Here is a 16,183-nt window from a genome sequence, read left to right as displayed (position 1 = left end):
TGGGCGAAGCCGCGGGGCTTCGGAAGACGCCGGGTTCCGCGAGGGGGGGCGTGGCCTCGCCGGTGCGGGGGTCGAGCCCGAACAGGCGGGCGGGGCCGGGTCCACCGACGTGGAGCAGGAGGTCCCCGTCGGGCGTCTGGTCCCAGAAGAGCGGCGCGCCGCGCGCGAGGCGGGTCGCGTCGTCGGGGCCGGCCTCGACGAGGGCGTAGCCGGTGGCGGGGTCGTTCACGAGGAGGTAGAGCGCCTCGCCGTCGTCGCGCCAATCGAAGTAGATGACGTCGGCGCCGGGTTCGTCGAACCAGATGGCGGGCGGGTCGGCGGCGACGGGGTCGACGACGACGGCGCTGGCGCCGCCCGCGGTGCGGCGGATGGCGGCGACGCGGTCGCCGTCCGGCGACCAGGCGGGGAAGGCGTGCGTCGCGCCGTCGGGTCCGAACGCCGTCGGCGGGCCGCCGTCGGCGGGTCGGACGGCGAGGCGACCGTCGGCCGCGACGTAGGCGAGGTCGGTCCCGAGCGCGACGTCGCCGTTGCCTCGCGGGAGGGCTTGCGCCGGGGCGGCGCTCAGGCTCGCGGCCGCCAGCAGCGCCGCGACGGCGAACGCGCGGTACCGGCGACGGCGGCTCACGCGCCGCCGCCGCGGGCGCGTTCGCGGTCCGAAGCCTTTTCCGCGAAGGTGCGGGCGAACGCCTTGACGTCGCTCATGAGGTCGGCGTCGCCGGTGGCGTTCTTGTAGGTGTCGGCGAGCGTGAGGAGGGTCTGGAAGAAGAAGTCGTTCATGTCCTCGACCGTCATGTCCTGCGTCCACAGGTCGATGCGCAGCGCGTTGCGGGCGTCGGCGTCCCACAGCGACAGCAGCATCGCCGTGGCGCGTTGTTCGCCGGGCTCGGGGGCGTCGTCCGCCTCCCAGCGGATGTCGCGGACGCCGTCGTCGTCGTTGGTCACGGACAGGCGGATGTCGCTTCGGGTCATGGGGCATGCTACCCGGCTGCGACGCGCGCGTCCGTGGTCCGGCGCGGGGTGCGGTACGGTTCCCGCATGAAGGGTCTCATCCTCGCGGCCGGTTTGGGGACGCGCCTCCGGCCGATCACCAGCCTGCGCCCGAAACCGATCATCGACGTCGCCAACCGACCGTTGATCCACTACGCCGTCGACAACCTGCTCGAGGTCGGGGTGCACGACATCGCGGTCGTCGTCTCCCCCGACACGCGCGACGACCTGAAGCGCACGCTGGCGGCGTACGAGGACCGGGCGACGTTCACGTTCGTCGTGCAGGACCCGCCGGAGGGGTTGGCGCACGCCGTGAAGGTCGCGCGGGACTTCCTCGCCGACGACGCCTTCGTCATGTACCTGTCCGACAACCTGTTCGAGCACGGCATCGCGCCGTTCGTGGAGGCGTTCGACCCCGCAGCGGGCGTGAACGCGGCGCTGGCGCTCGTGCCGGTCGAGGACCCCCGCGCGTTCGGGGTGGCGGAGCTCGACGGCGAGCGGGTGGTGCGGCTCGTGGAGAAGCCGTCCGATCCGCCGTCGAACCTGGCGGTGGCGGGCGTGTACGTCTTCGACGCCAGCGTGCACGAGGCGATCGCGGACCTGCCGCGCGGGGCGAAGGACGAGTTCCAGATCACCGACGCGATCCAGCGCATGATCCAGGGGGGCCGGCGGGTCGTGGCGGGGACGGTGGACGGGTGGTGGAAGGACACCGGGACGCCCGAGGACATCTTGGATGCGAACCGCTTGGTGTTGACGCGTTCGGTGCGGCGGATCGACGGGACGGTGGAGGATGCGGAGATCGTGGGGGACGTGGTGATCGAGGCGGGCGCGGTCGTGCGCAACGCGACGGTCTTCGGGCCCGCCCTGATCGCGTCGGGCTGCCGCGTGGAGGACGCCTACGTGGGTCCGTTCACGACGCTCGGCTCCGACGTCCGCATCGAGGATGCGGAGATCGAGTACGCGGTGGTCGGGCCCGGCTCGTCGATCCATCACCTGGCGTCGCGCGTGCAGGGGAGCCTCGTCGGCGCGGAGGTGGAGATCACTCGCGCCGGGCGCCGTCCCCGCGCCCACCGGCTGGTGGTGGGCGACAAGAGCCGGCTCGTGCTCGACACGGACTGACGTCCCCACCCCGCCCCGTCGCTCCCGGGGCCGTTCGCCGCGACGCGCCTGCGTCGCGGCGTTCGTTTGGATCGTCGCATCGTCCTCCATTCCATGAGCACCGTGCACGTTCCATCGCTCTCGGTCGCACGTGCACCCCCTCGTTTGTGCATGGCGTCGCGCGATTTCTTGCCCAACTGCATCTTTTCTATTGACACCGTGTCGTTTTGCACGTAGGCTTCTCGGCATCGCGGCGCGCGTCGTGCCCCGCGAACCCCCGAGGAGGTCCACCGTGAAGAGGCTCCACCGGTCCGTCTCCGCCCTGACCGTCCTGACGTTGCTCGGCGTCGCGGCGGCGCAGGGCGACACCCTCGCCGACGTCGCGTACGCCGTCGACACGCTGTTCATGCTGCTCGCCGCCTTGCTCGTCGCCTTCATGCAGCCGGGCTTCGCCCTGCTCGAGGCCGGCCTGCACAGCAGCAAGAACATCATCAACATCTTCATGAAGAACGTCGCCGACTTCGCCGTCGCCGGCCTCGCCTACTGGGCGGTGGGCTTCGGCCTGATGTACGGCGCCGGCTGGTTCCTCGCCGGCTACACCAACGACACCGTCGCGGTATCCGCCGACTTCTTCTTCCAGATGGTGTTCGCCGCGACCGCCGCGACGATCGTCTCCGGCGCCGTCGGCGGCCGCATGAAGTTCGGGGCGTACCTGATCTTCTCGGTCCTGATGACCGGCCTCGTATACCCGTTCCTCGGGGCCTGGCAGTGGGGCGGCGGCTGGCTGTCGCAGATGGGCTTCTACGACTTCGCCGGCTCCTCGGTCGTGCACGCCGTGGGCGGCTTCGCGGCGCTCGGGGCGGTGCTCGCCATCGGGCCGCGCATCGGTCGCTACGTCGACGGCAAGCCGGTCGCGAAACCCGGCCACAACCTCGCCTACGCCGGCCTCGGCGTGTTCCTGTTGTGGATCGGCTGGTTCGGCTTCAACGGCGGGTCGCAGCTCGTGTTCTCGAGCGCGGCCGACGCCGAAGCGGTCGCGAACATCTTCGTCAACACCAACCTGGCGGCCGCCGCCGGCGGCGTCGCCGCCCTGCTGCTCAGTTGGGCCCTGTTCAAGAAGCCCGACATCTCGATGACCCTGAACGGCGTCCTCGGCGGTCTCGTGTCGATCACCGCCGGCCCCGACGTCGTCGCGGGCCTCGCGGCCGTCCTCGCCGGCGCGATCGGCGGCGTCGTCGTCGTCCTCAGCGTCCTCGCCCTCGACCGCCTCCGGGTGGACGACCCCGTGGGCGCCATCAGCGTGCACGGCGTCGCCGGCCTCTGGGGCACCGCCGCCGTGGGGGTGTTCGGCGGCGCCAACCTCGGCGTGCAGCTGCTCGGGACGTTCGCGTACGCCGGCGCGGCGTTCCTCGCGGGCTACGTCATCTTCATGATCCTGAAGTTCACCGTCGGCCTGCGCGTCTCCCCCGCCGAGGAGATCGCCGGGCTCGACGTCACCGAACACGGCATTCCCGGCTACACGACCGACGACGCCCTGCGCGACCCCGTGGTCGTCGGCGCGGGCGACTGAGGAGGCCCCATGAACCTGATCACCGCACTGATTCGACCCAACCGCCTGCAGGCCGTCAAGGAACGCCTCTTCGCCGCCGGCGTCCGCGGCATCACCATCTCCCGCGTCAGTGGGCACGGCGGCCAGGCCGGCGCGACGGAGACCTACCGCGGCAGCCCCTACGTCGTCGAGTTCCACGAGAAGGTCAAGCTCGAGATCGCCGTCTCGGAACCGTTCCTGCAGCCCGCCATCGACGCCATCGTCGGCGCGGCCCGCACCGGCGAGGTCGGCGACGGCAAGATCTTCGTCCAACCGCTCGCCCAGGTCGTCCGCATCCGCACCGGCGAGACCGACGAGGAGGCGCTCACGCCCGTTCCCACCTGACCCCCTCCCTCGCGGCGCGAGCCTCCCTCCCCTCGCGCCCCGCGACGCTTCGGCGGCCCACCCACGTCGGGTGGGCCGCCTCCGTGCCGACGGTGGACCGTGGCGGGGGTCATGGTCCGCGGGACGTTCATCCGTTCGGATGGGGGCGAGGGCCGCGTATGCTCCCTCCGAACCGCGGGCCCTCGGCCCGCCACGCGACGCTCGGAAGGAGCCGCCGGTGGCCAGCGCAGACGAATATCGAGTGCTCGTCGCGCGGTGCGAGGGGTGGAGTCTCGACGACCTCGGCGACCTGCTCCACGAGATCGATCGCGACCGCGAGCTCGGCGACGACGACCGTCTCGAACTGCAACGCGCGATGTACCGCCTGATCTGGATGCAGGCGCAGCCCTACCTCGACGCGCCCGCAGCCGCCGGAGACCCCCCCACGGGAGCGCGCGAGTAGGGCGCGCGCGCCGGGGCTCCGCTCAGCCGTCCTCGGGCTTCAACAACGGAAACAGGATGACGTCGCGGATGCTGGGCACGTCGGCCAGCAGCATCGCGAACCGGTCGATGCCCAACCCCAACCCCGCCGTGGGCGGCATGCCGTACTCGAGCGCGGCGAGGAACGCCTCGTCGAGCTGCATCGCCTCCTCGTCCCCCCCGGCGCGGAGCGCCATCTGCGCCTCGAAGCGGCGCCGCTGCTCGACGGGGTCGTTCAGTTCGCTGAAGGCGTTGCCGAGCTCCATCCCGACCGCGACCGGTTCGAAGCGCTCCACGACGCCGGGCCGGTCGCGGTGCGCCTTCGCGAGCGGACTGATGGCGAGCGGGTGATCCATCACGAACGCCGGCCCCACCAGGTGCGGCTCGACGTAGTGGTCGTACAGCTTGTCGTAGACGTGGTTGACGGGGCCCTCCCAGAGCGGACCGTCGGGCGTGCGGGTGAGGTCCGCCGGCGCGTGCTCGCGGACCCACGCCCGCAACGCCGCCTCGTCGAGGGGATCGACGTCCATCCCGCTCCGCGCGCGGAGTTCGTCGAGGTAGTCCACCCGCGGCCAGGGGGGCGTGAAGTCCAGCGTCCGCCCCTGCCACGTCAGCACCGCGTCGCCGGTCAGGGTCCGGACCACGTCGGCGTACAGCGTCTCGACGAGCGGCATCAGGTCCCGGTAGTCGCGCCCCGCCCAGTACGCCTCGAGCATCGTGTACTCGGGGTTGTGCTTGGGGCTGAGGCCCTCGTTGCGGAAGTTCCGGCCGATCTCGTAGACCGCGTCGAACCCCCCGACCACCAACCGCTTGAGGTACAGCTCCAAACTGATGCGCAGGTGGAAGTCGTGATCGAGGGCGTTGTGGTGGGTCGTGAACGGGCGCGCCTCCGCCCCGCCGGGGATCGCCTGCAGGACCGGCGTCTCCACCTCGAGGAACCCCAGCTCGTCGAAGCGGTGGCGGACCATCGCGATCATGCGGCTGCGCAGTTCGAACGCCCGGCGCACGTCCGGGTCGGTCATCAGGTCGACGTGGCGGTGCCGGTAGCGCGTCTCCTTGTCGGCGAGGCCCTTGACCTTGTCCGGCAGCGGACGCAGACTCTTCGCGAGCGGCGTGAAGGACGTGGCGTGCACCGTCAACTCGCCCGTCTTCGTCACGAACGGCGTCCCTGCGACCTCGAGCCAATCGCCGAGATCGACCTTCTTCAGCGCGGCGTACCCCTCGAGGGCGTCCCTCTGGAAGTACGCCTGGATGCGGCCGGTCGCGTCCTGCAGCGTCGCGAAGGTGACCTTCCCCATGCCCCGGAGGGTCATGACGCGGCCGGCGACGACGACGGCGTCGTCCGGCCACGCCTCGCCGGCCTCCGCGCCGGCGTGGCGGGCGTGGAGGTCGGCGGCGCGGTGCGTCGCGTCGCTGCGGTGGGGGTACGCCTCGAACCCGCGTTCCTCGAGGCTCGCGAGGTTGCGGAGGCGTTGCTGGCGTTGTTCGTCGAGGGAGGACTGCGCCATGGCGATCGCCGGCGAGCGCGTCGTGCCGTCCGCGGGGGACGGCCGGCGCGGCTCAGCGGATGGCGAGCACCTCGTAGCGGGTGGTGACGTCCTCGATGACGACGTCGACGACGTCGCCGACCTTCGCCCCGAGCAGCGCGCGGCCCATGGGCGACGCGTCGCTGATGTGCGGCACGTCGCCGTCGAGGACGCCCGCCTCGACCGGCGCGACGACCTGCACGAGGAACGGCTCGCCCCCCTTCTTCTTGCCCTTGGGCTTCTCGGCGAGCTCGACCGTCGCGCCCAGCTCGACCGCCTCCATCTCGTGCGCTTCGATGATCACCGCGCGCGCCATCTGGTCCTCGAGGTCGTCGAGCCGGTCCTCGATCGTCGTCTTCTCGCGCTTGGCCTCCTCGAGGCCGGTGTCGTCGTAGTCGTCGGACGTCCCCGACAACTCGCGCAGGATGCGGGTCGCCTCCTCCAGGCGTTCGCGTTCGCGTTCGACGCGTTCCTGGAGACGTTCGTAGCCTTCCTTCGTGACGCGGACTTCGCGGCTCATGCCGATGCCTCCTCGTGGCGGTGCGTGAAACGAAAAAACGGTTCGCCCGAAGCGGACGAACGGACCTTCGCAGGATGCTTGAGGCTACCACACGCGCGTGCCCCGCGGGCGCGCACGCGCGTCACGGACGCGCGTGCGACGCGGAACGTCGGACGCCGACGGGGCGCGCGGGCCGGGTCGCGCGGGCCGGGTCGCGGGGTCGGGGGCGCCGGAGGGCGCCCCCGACGTCACTGCTCGATCTGCAGGCCCTTGGGCGTCATGACGTACTCGATGCGCCCCAGGATGTAGTCGAGCAGGATCGCGAGCAACGCCGCAGCGAGCGCGCCGAGCAACACCCACGGGTCGATCGACTGGTTCAGGCCCGACGCGATCGGGTTCCCGAGACCGCCCGACCCGACGAACGCCCCGAGGGCGGCGGTGCCGACGTTGATGACGACGCTGGTGCGGACCCCCGCCAGGATGATCGACGCGGCGCTCGGGACCTCGATCTGCCAGAGGATCTGCGTCGGGGTCATCCCCATGCCCTTCGCCGCGTCGATCATGGCGGGGTCGACCCCCTCGAGACCGACGATCGTGTTGCGGACGATGGGCAGCAGCCCGTAGAGGATGAGCGCGACGATCGCCGGCCAGAAGCCGAAGCCGATGATCGGCGCCATGATGGCGATGATCGCCAGCGTCGGCACCGTCTGACCCGAGTTCACGACGTCGCTCACGAGCGGCAGGAACTCCCGGAAGGCGGCGCGGGTCACGGCGATGCCGAGCGACAGGCCGATCGTGATGGTCAGCAGCGACGACACCAGCACCAGCTCCAGGTGTTGGCTGGCGAGGCTGATCAGGACGTTGGAGTTGTAGAGCAGGTCGGGGCTGGTGGGGAACAACCCGCGCAGCATCCAATCCCAGAACGGCTCGTGGCCGTAGAACGACCAGATCACCAGGAAGATGCCGGCGGCGCGCACGAGCGGCCGCACGAGCTTCTCCTCGCGGTCGCGGAACGCCCACGCGAGGCCCGCCTCGAGGAGCGCCATCAGTGCGGCGAACCAGCCGAGCGCGACGGTGACCGGCGCGCCGCGCACGGCGTCCACCGCGCGGGTTTCCGCGTCGAGGAGGCCGAAGGTGAGGGCGCGCACGTCGTTCGTCGCCTGCATGTCGATGACGGTGCCGCCGTCGAAGGCGAACAACGGCAGCCACAGGTCGGGCGTGAACGACGCGGTCTCCCCGACCGCCCCGCGGAGCTCCGGGTCGGTCACGGGCACCGTGACCGCCTGGAGCGCGAAGAGGACCACGGCGAGCGCGAGCCACACCAGCGACGCGACGCCGGGCACGCGAGTCCAGGTCACGACGCGGTCGCCTCCTCGTCGTTCCACTCCTGCTCCGCGAGGTCCTGCAGCGCCTTCAGGGTGATGCTGCCGACCAGGCGGCCGTTCTTGTCGACGACCGGCGTGATGCGGAAGCCGCGCGCCACCATGGCGGACAACGCCTCGCGGGCGGTGTTGCCCTTGCGCACGCCGATCTCGTGGAAGTCGGCCTCCATCATCGCGTCGATCAGGCTGTTCGGCGCCTGGCGGATGCCGTCGAGGTCCACCCAGCCCTTGAGGACCCCCTCGTCGTCGACGACGAAGGCGCTGCGCACCTTGTGCTCCTCGATGACCTGGCGGGCCTTGTCGGTGGTGTCGCGCATCCGCACGAGCGGCTTGCTTTCGGGGTCCATGAGGTCCGCGACCCGCACCAGCCCGAGCCGCTTGAGGGAGCGGTCGGACCCGACGAAGTCGCGCACGAAGCGGTCCTTCGGGTGGGCCAGGATGTTGTCGGGCGTGTCGTACTGCTCGAGCGCCCCGTCGCGCAGGATGGCGATCCGGTCGCCCATCTTGATCGCCTCGTCGATGTCGTGCGTGACGAAGATGATCGTCTTGCTGATCTCCTTCTGGATGCCGAGGAACTCCTCCTGCAGCACCTCGCGGGTGATCGGGTCGATCGCCCCGAACGGCTCGTCCATCAGCATGATGGGCGGGTCCGCGCCCAGCGCGCGGGCGACGCCGACGCGCTGCTGCTGTCCGCCGGACAGCTGCCGCGGGTACTTGTCGCGGTTGATGTCGGGATCGAGGCCGACGAGGTCGAGGAGTTCGTCGACGCGTTTGCGGATACGCGATTCGTCCCAGCCGAGCATGCGGGGGACGACCGCGATGTTGTCCGTGACGGTGAAGTGCGGGAACAGGCCGATCTGTTGGATCGCGTAGCCGATCTTGCGACGCAGTTCTTCGGCGGGGAAGTCGCGGTTGTCGCGGCCCTCGACGAGGATCTTGCCCTCGGTGATCGACAACAGCCGGTTCACCATCCGCATCGAGGTGGTCTTGCCGCACCCCGACGGACCGATGAAGACGGTGATCTCCCCGTCGTGGACCGTGAGGTTCAGGCCCTTCACGGCGGTGAAGCCGTCGGGGAAGCGTTTGACGACGTTCTGGAACTCGATCACGAGCGCTCCTTTCGCGGCGGCGTCGGCCGGGTCACTGCTGCACCTGCCGGATGCCGGGCGAGGTCAGCAGCCCCTCGACGCCGCGCAGCACCGCGTCGAGGACGAGGGCCAGAGCGATCGCGGGGATCGCCCCGAGCAGGATCTGGTCGATGGAGGTGTTGACGATGCCTTGGATGACGAAGTCGCCCAGTCCGCCCGCCCCGATGACGGTCGCGACGGTGCCGATCCCGACCAGCGCGACGCCGGCGTTGCGGACGCCGGCCATGATGACCGGGAAGGCGAGCGGAAGCTCGATCTGGAAGAAGCGCTGCGAGGGCGTCATGCCCATACCGCGCCCGGAGTCGATGATCGCCAGATCGACGTTGTTGAGGCCGGCGTACGTGTTGCGCACCAGCGGCAACAGCGAGTAGAGCGTGAGCGCGATCAGGGCCGGCGCGACGCCGATCCCCGACACGCCGAGGTCGCGGATCGTGAGGGCCTGCAGCGACTCGACGCCGCCGAGCACCCGGTTGGATCCCGACGCCTGAACGAAGAGCACGATCACGGCGATCGCGCTGGCGGCGGAGAGGCTCCAGTTCGCCACCGTCAGGCCTCTGCGCCAGCGCGATTCGTCGGGCACGAACCAGCGCCCGACCCCCCACGTAGCGAGGGCGGCGGCGACGAGGGCGAGGATCGTGCCGGTCGTGTCGCCGTAGTCGCCGCTCGTGAAGCCGACGTTGGCGAGGCGGAAGACGAAGCTGACGAGCACCCCGACGAACAGCGCCAGCGGCACCGCCGCCGACACCGCGGTGGCGATCAGGTGCACGATCCGCAGCCGTCCCGGTTCGCGGTCGGCCAAGAGGGCGTAGCTGCCGGCCAGCGCGACGGCGACGGCAAGCGCGACGCCGAAGAACGCCGCGGTCCCGAGGAAGCCGCGGTCCCCGAGGCGCGCGAGGGGCACGAGGAGCACCCCGAACAACGCCAGCGAGGGGATGGTCTGGATGATGCCGACGGCGTAGAGGATGACCGGCGCGATGCGTTCGTCGCGCGACGCCCACAGGCCCAGCCCGACGCCGACGACGAAGCCGACCCCGAGCGAGATGAAGACGAACATGAGGTGCTCGACGAACTTCTGCTCGAGCGCGGCGCCGTTGGCGTAGAACTCGACCATGATCGAGTAGACGTCGAACGTGCCGTTGAGCAGCAGCAGCAGCGTGACGAGCGGCGCGAGCCACGTGGCGAGCGCCTGCAGCCACGTCTGCACCTCGACCTTGGCGAGGTCGCGGACCCCGGCGAACAGCGTGACGTACGCCCCGAGCAGGCCCGTGACGATGCCGCCGGCGGGCAGGACGCGGGGGTTGCGGAGGAAGGCCCCGCCCCCGAGGTACGCCTCGGGGTTCTCGAGGAGTTCGCGGCCGGCGCCGGCGGGCAGGACGAGGGTGAGGACGAACAGCAGGGAGCCGGTCCCGACGAGCAGCCAGCCTCGACTCTCGACGTCGTGACGGAAGGACAGCAGGATCGGCAGCAGCGCGAGGACGAACAGGACGAGATAACGGTCGTCGCCCTGGAATTCGAACAGGTTGAAGCTCGTCCCCGGCGCGAGCCGGTTCGGCTTGAGGGCGAGGGTGGGGAGGAAGAAGAACCCCAACCCAGCGATCAAGCCGCCGAGCATGGCGATACGGTTCACGGTCGGCAACCTCCTCGACGTGAGCGAACGACGATGCCGCCCCCGGGGGGCGGACGGTGTACGCAAGATAGGGGACGGTCCGGACCCAGGGGGCCCGGACCGTCACACGACGCGTAGGTCAGTCGATGAAGCCGTTGTCGACCAGGAAGGTGCGCGCCGCTTCGTCGGCGCTGAGGCCGTCGACCTCGACCGAGGCGTTCAGGCCCTGCAGCGTGGGGTTGTCGAAGAGGGCGAACACAGGGTTCAGGAGGCCGGCGATCTCGGGGTACGCGCGGATGGTTTCGCCGCGGAACACCGGGGTCGGCTGGAACACCGGCTGCGCGCCGTCGGGGTCCTCGAGCACGACGAAGTCGTAGGCGAGGAGGGCGCCGTCGGTGCCGTACGCCATCGCGACGTTCACGTTGTTCTGGCCCGAGGCGAGCGCCTGCTCGGTCTGCGCGGGCGTGGCGCCGGCGATGATGATGAGCTGGTCCTCGGTGAGTTCGAAGCCGTAGGTCTCGTAGAACGACGGCAGGCCGTCGGGGCGCTGCGCGAACTCGTCCCCGGTGGAGAGCACGACCTCGCCGCCTTCGTTCACGTAGTCGGCGAACTCGGGCAGGGTGGTGATGCCGTTCTCCTCCGACCACTGGCGCGTCACGGCCAGGGCGTAGGTGTTGTTCGCCGGCGCGGGGCGCAGCCAGATGAGGTCGTAGATCGCCGCGTCGTAGGACGCCACGGTCGCGAAGCTGGCGTACGCGTCGCCCGACGCACCCTCGGGGATCGCCTCTTGGGCCCACGGGATGTCGCGGTACCAGTTGCTGATGGCGGTCCCGTTGTAGTTCGGGTAGACGTCGATCTCGCCCGCTTCGAGGGCGTCCCGCGCGACGGCGGTGCCGCCGAGGTTCGTGCGGTCGGTGACCTCGTAGCCGGCGTCCTCGAGCAGCTGGACGATGACCTTGCCGAGCACGATCTGCTCGGTGAACTGCTTCGAGCCGACCACGATCGGGTCGCCTTCGTTGGGGGCCTGGGCGAACGCGCTCGCGGAGAGCAGCAGGGCCGCGGCCAGGGACAGGACGGTCAGGATCTTCTTCACAGAGTCCTCCTCGGTGAATGGAACGTACGGCAGACGAAACGGAATGCCGGTGATCGCGCGCACACCCGGACGGGCGCGCCCTCCGCGATCAACCAGAGAGAAGGATAGCAAGCCAAGTCGACGTATGCAAACTCTCGGGATGCGTTGCATACGGGAGGGGCGTCCTGAACGGCGTTCACCCCACCTCGGCGCGAACGCGAGGCGGGGTGAACGACGCGGTTTGCACCGCGGTATGCAGGCGCGCCGGCCGGCGCGCAGGGATCAGCGCGGGTCGACGTCCCCGAACGCCTGGGTGATGCGGTCCAGAACGATCGCGAGCAACACGATCCCGAGCCCCCCGACGAACGCCAAGCCGACGTTCAACGAGTTCAGCCCGCGGAAGACCGGCGTCCCGAGCCCGCCCGCACCGATCAGCGCGGCGATCACGACCATCGACAGCGACAACATGATCGTCTGGTTGAGGCCCGCCATGATCGTCGGCAGGGCCAACGGCACCTGCACCTTCGTCAGCACCTGCCACGGGCTCGCCCCGAAGGCGGTGGCCGCCTCGACGACGTCCTCGCGGACCTGCCGGATGCCGAGGTTCGTCAGGCGCACCATCGGCGGGAGCGCGAACACGATCGTCGCGAGCACGCCCGCGACGGTGCCGATGCCGAACAGCATCACGACCGGCACGAGGTACACGAACGCCGGCGTGGTCTGCATGACGTCGAGCACCGGCCGGATGCCCGACGCGAAGCGATCGCTGCGCGCCGCCAGGATGCCGAGCGGCACGCCCACGACGATGCAGAACACCACCGCGGCGATCACCATCGAGAGCGTGATCATCGTCAGCTCCCACATGCCGGTGAACCCCACGAGCAGCATCGCCACGAGCGACACCACGCCGGTCCGCCAGCCCGCCACCCGCCATGCGAGGGCGACGATGGCGATCAGCATCAACGTCGGCGGGACCGCCAACAGCACCGTCTCGATGCCGTCGAGCACCACCTCGACCGGGACCTTGACCGCCTGGAAGAAGCCGCGCCAGTTCGCCGACATCCAGTCGACCCCGGTCTGCACCCAGTCGTCCAGCGGCAACAGGCCGCTCTCGAAGATGTTCAGCCAGTTCATGCCGTCGCCTCCTGCGTCGCCTGCGACGCGACCGCGGCCTCGACGTCGGGGTTCGCGGTCTTGTAGAGAATGCCGTGGATCAGTTCACGCTCGCTGATGACGCCCAACAGCCGACCACCGTCGTCCACGACGACCTGCGGGAGGTGCGAATGGATGCGGCCCTGCAGGACCTCCTTCAGGGTCGCGTCGGGGCGCACCACGAGCACCGCATCGTCGCGGGACCCGGTCGGCGCCTCGTCCTCGAGCGCCTCGGCGAGCGGGCGCGTCGGCACGCGCTGGCCGTCGCGCTCGAGCGCCTCGAAGCGCTCGTCCTCGAGCACGTACGCCAGGTGCTCGGTGCCCTGCCGCACGTAGCGGTGGCGGCCCTGCCCGACGTCCTCGGCGTCGAACCGCCGCGTCTGCACCGGCAGCGCGACCGTCTTCGCCGTCATGACGCCGGTCGGGTCGGCGTGCTCCACGAAATCCGACACGTACGCCGTCTTCGGATTGACGATGATCTCCTCGGGCGTCCCCGACTGCACGATCTGCCCGTCGTCCATGATGGCGATGCGGGTCCCGAGGCGCAACGCCTCGTCCAGGTCGTGCGTGATGAACAGGATGGTGCGGTGCAACTCCGCCTGGATGCGCAGCAGCTCGTCCTGCATGTTGACCTTGATGAGCGGGTCGAGCGCACTGAACGGCTCGTCCATCAGCAGCACGTTCGCCTGCGTCGCGAGCGCGCGCGCCAAACCGACGCGTTGCTGCATGCCGCCCGAGAGTTGCGCCGGGATCTCCCGCTCCCAGCCGGCCAGCCCCACCGCCTCCAGCATCTCCTCGGCCATGCGTCGCCGCTCGCGCTTCTGGGTTCGGCGGATCTCCTGCCCGAAGGCGACGTTGTCCAGCACCGTGCGGTGCGGCAGCAGCCCGAACCGCTGGAACACCATGCTCAGGGAGTCGCGCCGCACCTCCCGCAACCGTTGATCGCTCAGGGTGGTGACGTCCACCTCACCGTCGTCGGTCTGCAGGAACACCGAGCCGGACAGCGGCTCGATGAGGCGGTTGACGCAACGCAGCAGCGTCGACTTGCCGCTGCCCGAGAGCCCCATGATGACGAAGATCTCGCCGCGGTCGACGTGGAACGAGACGTCGTTGACGCCGACCGTCAGCCCCGTCTCCTCGCGGATGTCCGCCTTCGTGCGGCCCTGCTCCATCAACGTCAGGGCGCGCTCGGGCTCCTCTCCGAACACTTTGACCAGGTTTTCGACTCGAATCACGGATTCGTCTCCTCGCGCGAAAGAAACACGGATCCCGCGATGCGCGGGATCCGTGAGCATGTCGGGCCGCCGCCCACCGGCGGTCGGACGTGCGGGCGGGTCCTCAACGCGCGGCGTCGATCGCCGCGTCGATCCAACCTTCGACCGCATCTTGGTTGTCGGCGATCCACTGCAGCGCCATCGCGTCGATCTCCGCGTCGCTGCTCTCGCCGTTCGCGATCCGCTGGGTCATGTTCGAGACGTCCGCAAGCGGGATCTCGATCCGCTCGAGCAGCGCCCGGGCGGCCGGGTTCGCGTCGAGGAAGTCGCTGTTCGCGACGGCGTTGATGTCGTTCGCGACGAAGCCCATGTCGAGCGGGTCGCTGACCGCACCGGCCACGCCCGAGGCGGTCATGGCGTCCTCGAAGCCCTCTTGGCCTTCGGTCGGGTCGGTCGACGGCACGTTGAGCCAGGTGACGTCCTCGCCCGGCACGAGCTCGACCACCGTGAAGTTCGGGGTCCAGGTGTAGTACAGCACCGGCTCGCCGTTGCGCTCGCGCGCCAGGGCGTCGGCGAACGACGCGCTGTAGGACGCCTTGATGTCGTTGACGTCGTCGCGCAGGTCGTACGCGTCGAGGTGGTGCTCGATGACGATCTCGCAGCCCCAGCCGGGCGGGCAGGCGACCAGGTCGGCCTTGCCGTCGCCGTCGGCGTCGAACGCCTCCTTCACCTCGGGGCGCTTGAAGTCCTCGAGCGAGGTGATGCCGTACTCTTCGACGGCGTCGGCGCTCGCCAGGTACCCCTGGATGGCGCCGTTCTCGACGATCGTGCCGACGATCTCGGCGTTGTCGTCGAAGTTGGCGGGGGTCTGGTTGTTGTGCAGCGGGAACCAACCGTTCGCCCAGTAGTCGACGTCCCCCTGCGTGACCGACTGGTAGAAGATCGGGTTCGACACCGACTGCGCCGGCTCGACGTCGTAGCCGAGCTCCTCGAGCAGGGTGGCGAAGATCGCTTCGATCGGCAGCGCCGACTGCCAGGTGGCGACGGCCGGCTGGACGGTGACGCCCTCGCCCGGCAGCTCGTCCTGGGCGAACGCGGGCGCGGCCATCAGGCCGAGCGCCAAGAAAACGGATGCAAACGTGCGTCGCAACATACGGTCCTCCTTCGTCAAGGTCGTGAACGTTCGTCTCGAACGTCGGGAAAGCACGCCCGCGCGGATCGCGGGGTCGGTCGTGCGGCGCGACGGGGCGGACCGTACCAACATCGTCCGGCGTCTGCAAACACGTCGTGTGACGAGACCCCCGAGCGTCGCCACCCCGTATGGTGGGGGCGTGACCGCTCGACGCAGCGCCCTCCTCGTGCTCCTCGCCGGCGCCGTCGCCGTCGCCCTCGCCCTCTCGGCGACCGACGGCCGCCCCGGCGGCGCGCCGCCGGACGACCCCCTCGCCGCGCGCTTCGTCGCCCTCGCCGAAGCGACCCGCGACGGGGACCTCGCCCGCCTGGAGGCCCTCGCCGACGGCGACGACGCCGCCGCGCTCGGTGCGGCGGAGGCGTTCCTGGCGACCGCGGACGGTGCCGCCCCCGCGCGCCGCCTCGCGGCCCTGCGCCGCGTCGAAGCGCTCCGCCTCGAGGAGCCGCTGGCGCGGGACGCGGACCGGGCGTTGCAGCTCGCGATCGGTGCGGCGGCCGACGCCGCCGGCGACCCCGACGCGGCGATCGAGGCGTATACCGCCGCCCTCCCCGCCCCCGAGGCGGCGTCCGCGCTCGAACGCCTGCTCGCCGACGCCCCCTACGACCTCGCCCGGCGCCTGCAGGGTGCGGGCCTGCACCAGGCGGCGCTCGACGCGCTCGCCGCGGCGGAGGCGTCCGCCCCGTCGATCGAAGCGCCCGCGTTGCGGGCGTTGGGCCGCGACGACGCGGCCCTCGCGCGCTACCGCGCCTGGGTGGACGCCGACCCCGGCGACCGCACCGCCCGCTTCGGGCTCGCCTGGACCCACTGGCGGCTCGGGAACCTCGACGCCGCCGACGCCCTCTTCGCGGAGCTCGGGGGGCCCGACGCGGCGTACGGCCGCGGCTTGATCGCGAACCGGCGGGGGGACGTCGACGC

The 16,183-nt window shown here is 70.6% G+C and carries 16 protein-coding genes; 5 read left to right on the top strand and 11 right to left on the bottom strand.

Annotation, left to right across the window (positions count from 1 at the left end):
• A partial coding sequence (locus tag RI554_06440) for a hypothetical protein (protein ID MDR9391651.1) occupies positions 1-625 on the bottom strand: 625 nt, incomplete at its 3' end.
• Positions 622-969, bottom strand: a complete 348-nt coding sequence (gldC, locus tag RI554_06435; protein ID MDR9391650.1) for a gliding motility protein GldC — start codon at positions 967-969, stop codon at positions 622-624. The genes gldC and RI554_06440, both read right to left, overlap by 4 nt.
• 66 nt (positions 970-1,035) lie before the next feature.
• Between gldC and RI554_06430 the strand changes: the two genes are divergently transcribed.
• From RI554_06430 to RI554_06415, 4 genes are all read left to right on the top strand, one after another.
• Entirely contained in the window at positions 1,036-2,106 is a 1,071-nt protein-coding gene (locus RI554_06430; GenBank protein ID MDR9391649.1) for a glucose-1-phosphate thymidylyltransferase, read from the top strand.
• Between the two features lie 271 nt (positions 2,107-2,377).
• Positions 2,378-3,655 carry an ammonium transporter gene (locus tag RI554_06425; protein ID MDR9391648.1) on the top strand — a complete coding sequence of 426 codons (1,278 nt, stop codon included), beginning with the start codon at positions 2,378-2,380 and terminating at the stop codon, positions 3,653-3,655.
• Positions 3,656-3,664: 9 nt separating this feature from the next.
• Positions 3,665-4,018, top strand: a complete 354-nt coding sequence (locus tag RI554_06420) for a P-II family nitrogen regulator (GenBank protein ID MDR9391647.1) — start codon at positions 3,665-3,667, stop codon at positions 4,016-4,018.
• 217 nt (positions 4,019-4,235) lie between these two features.
• A complete protein-coding gene (locus tag RI554_06415) occupies positions 4,236-4,460 on the top strand; it encodes a hypothetical protein (GenBank protein ID MDR9391646.1) in 225 nt (74 codons plus the stop codon).
• A gap of 22 nt (positions 4,461-4,482) precedes the next feature.
• Here RI554_06415 and lysS read toward each other — a convergent pair whose 3' ends face one another.
• The 9 genes from lysS to proX all read right to left on the bottom strand — a co-directional run bounded on the left by lysS (position 4,483) and on the right by proX (position 15,229).
• Positions 4,483-5,985, bottom strand: coding sequence for a lysine--tRNA ligase (lysS, locus tag RI554_06410; GenBank protein MDR9391645.1), 1,503 nt, complete (start codon positions 5,983-5,985; stop codon positions 4,483-4,485).
• Between the two features lie 52 nt (positions 5,986-6,037).
• Positions 6,038-6,523 carry a GreA/GreB family elongation factor gene (locus RI554_06405; GenBank protein ID MDR9391644.1) on the bottom strand — a complete coding sequence of 162 codons (486 nt, stop codon included), beginning with the start codon at positions 6,521-6,523 and terminating at the stop codon, positions 6,038-6,040.
• Positions 6,524-6,750: 227 nt separating this feature from the next.
• The gene (locus RI554_06400; protein ID MDR9391643.1) at positions 6,751-7,860 is read right to left on the bottom strand and encodes an ABC transporter permease; all 1,110 of its coding nucleotides are present in this window, start codon (positions 7,858-7,860) and stop codon (positions 6,751-6,753) included.
• On the bottom strand, positions 7,857-8,993 hold the full coding sequence (locus tag RI554_06395) for an ABC transporter ATP-binding protein (protein MDR9391642.1): 1,137 nt from the start codon (positions 8,991-8,993) through the stop codon (positions 7,857-7,859). Before RI554_06395 ends, RI554_06400 begins: the two co-directional genes overlap by 4 nt.
• A 31-nt stretch (positions 8,994-9,024) precedes the next feature.
• Entirely contained in the window at positions 9,025-10,659 is a 1,635-nt protein-coding gene (locus RI554_06390; protein MDR9391641.1) for an ABC transporter permease, read from the bottom strand.
• 118 nt (positions 10,660-10,777) lie between these two features.
• On the bottom strand, positions 10,778-11,731 hold the full coding sequence (locus tag RI554_06385) for a glycine betaine ABC transporter substrate-binding protein (GenBank protein ID MDR9391640.1): 954 nt from the start codon (positions 11,729-11,731) through the stop codon (positions 10,778-10,780).
• Positions 11,732-11,992: 261 nt separating this feature from the next.
• The gene (locus RI554_06380) at positions 11,993-12,844 is read right to left on the bottom strand and encodes a proline/glycine betaine ABC transporter permease (protein MDR9391639.1); all 852 of its coding nucleotides are present in this window, start codon (positions 12,842-12,844) and stop codon (positions 11,993-11,995) included.
• Positions 12,841-14,097, bottom strand: a complete 1,257-nt coding sequence (locus RI554_06375) for a betaine/proline/choline family ABC transporter ATP-binding protein (GenBank protein MDR9391638.1) — start codon at positions 14,095-14,097, stop codon at positions 12,841-12,843. Before RI554_06375 ends, RI554_06380 begins: the two co-directional genes overlap by 4 nt.
• A gap of 103 nt (positions 14,098-14,200) precedes the next feature.
• On the bottom strand, positions 14,201-15,229 hold the full coding sequence (gene proX, locus RI554_06370) for a glycine betaine/L-proline ABC transporter substrate-binding protein ProX (protein MDR9391637.1): 1,029 nt from the start codon (positions 15,227-15,229) through the stop codon (positions 14,201-14,203).
• A gap of 178 nt (positions 15,230-15,407) precedes the next feature.
• On the opposite strand from proX, the gene RI554_06365 reads away from it, so the two are divergent.
• Positions 15,408-16,183: hypothetical protein (locus tag RI554_06365; protein ID MDR9391636.1), on the top strand; the 776-nt coding region annotated here is incomplete at its 3' end.

This window comes from Trueperaceae bacterium, from assembly GCA_031581195.1.
Taxonomy (GTDB): Bacteria; Deinococcota; Deinococci; order Deinococcales; family Trueperaceae; genus SLSQ01.
Note: the sequence above shows the minus strand (reverse complement) of the source record. Positions and strands in the feature narration are given on the sequence as shown.

Bases quoted from the DNA above. Each gene is read 5' to 3' on its own strand.
- gldC (MDR9391650.1), bottom strand. From the start codon at position 969: ATGACCCGAAGCGACATCCGCCTGTCCGTGACCAACGACGACGACGGC.
- RI554_06430 (MDR9391649.1), top strand. From the start codon at position 1,036: ATGAAGGGTCTCATCCTCGCGGCCGGTTTGGGGACGCGCCTCCGGCCG.
- RI554_06420 (MDR9391647.1), top strand. From the start codon at position 3,665: ATGAACCTGATCACCGCACTGATTCGACCCAACCGCCTGCAGGCCGTC.
- lysS (MDR9391645.1), bottom strand. From the start codon at position 5,985: ATGGCGCAGTCCTCCCTCGACGAACAACGCCAGCAACGCCTCCGCAAC.
- RI554_06405 (MDR9391644.1), bottom strand. From the start codon at position 6,523: ATGAGCCGCGAAGTCCGCGTCACGAAGGAAGGCTACGAACGTCTCCAG.
- RI554_06380 (MDR9391639.1), bottom strand. From the start codon at position 12,844: ATGAACTGGCTGAACATCTTCGAGAGCGGCCTGTTGCCGCTGGACGAC.
- proX (MDR9391637.1), bottom strand. From the start codon at position 15,229: ATGTTGCGACGCACGTTTGCATCCGTTTTCTTGGCGCTCGGCCTGATG.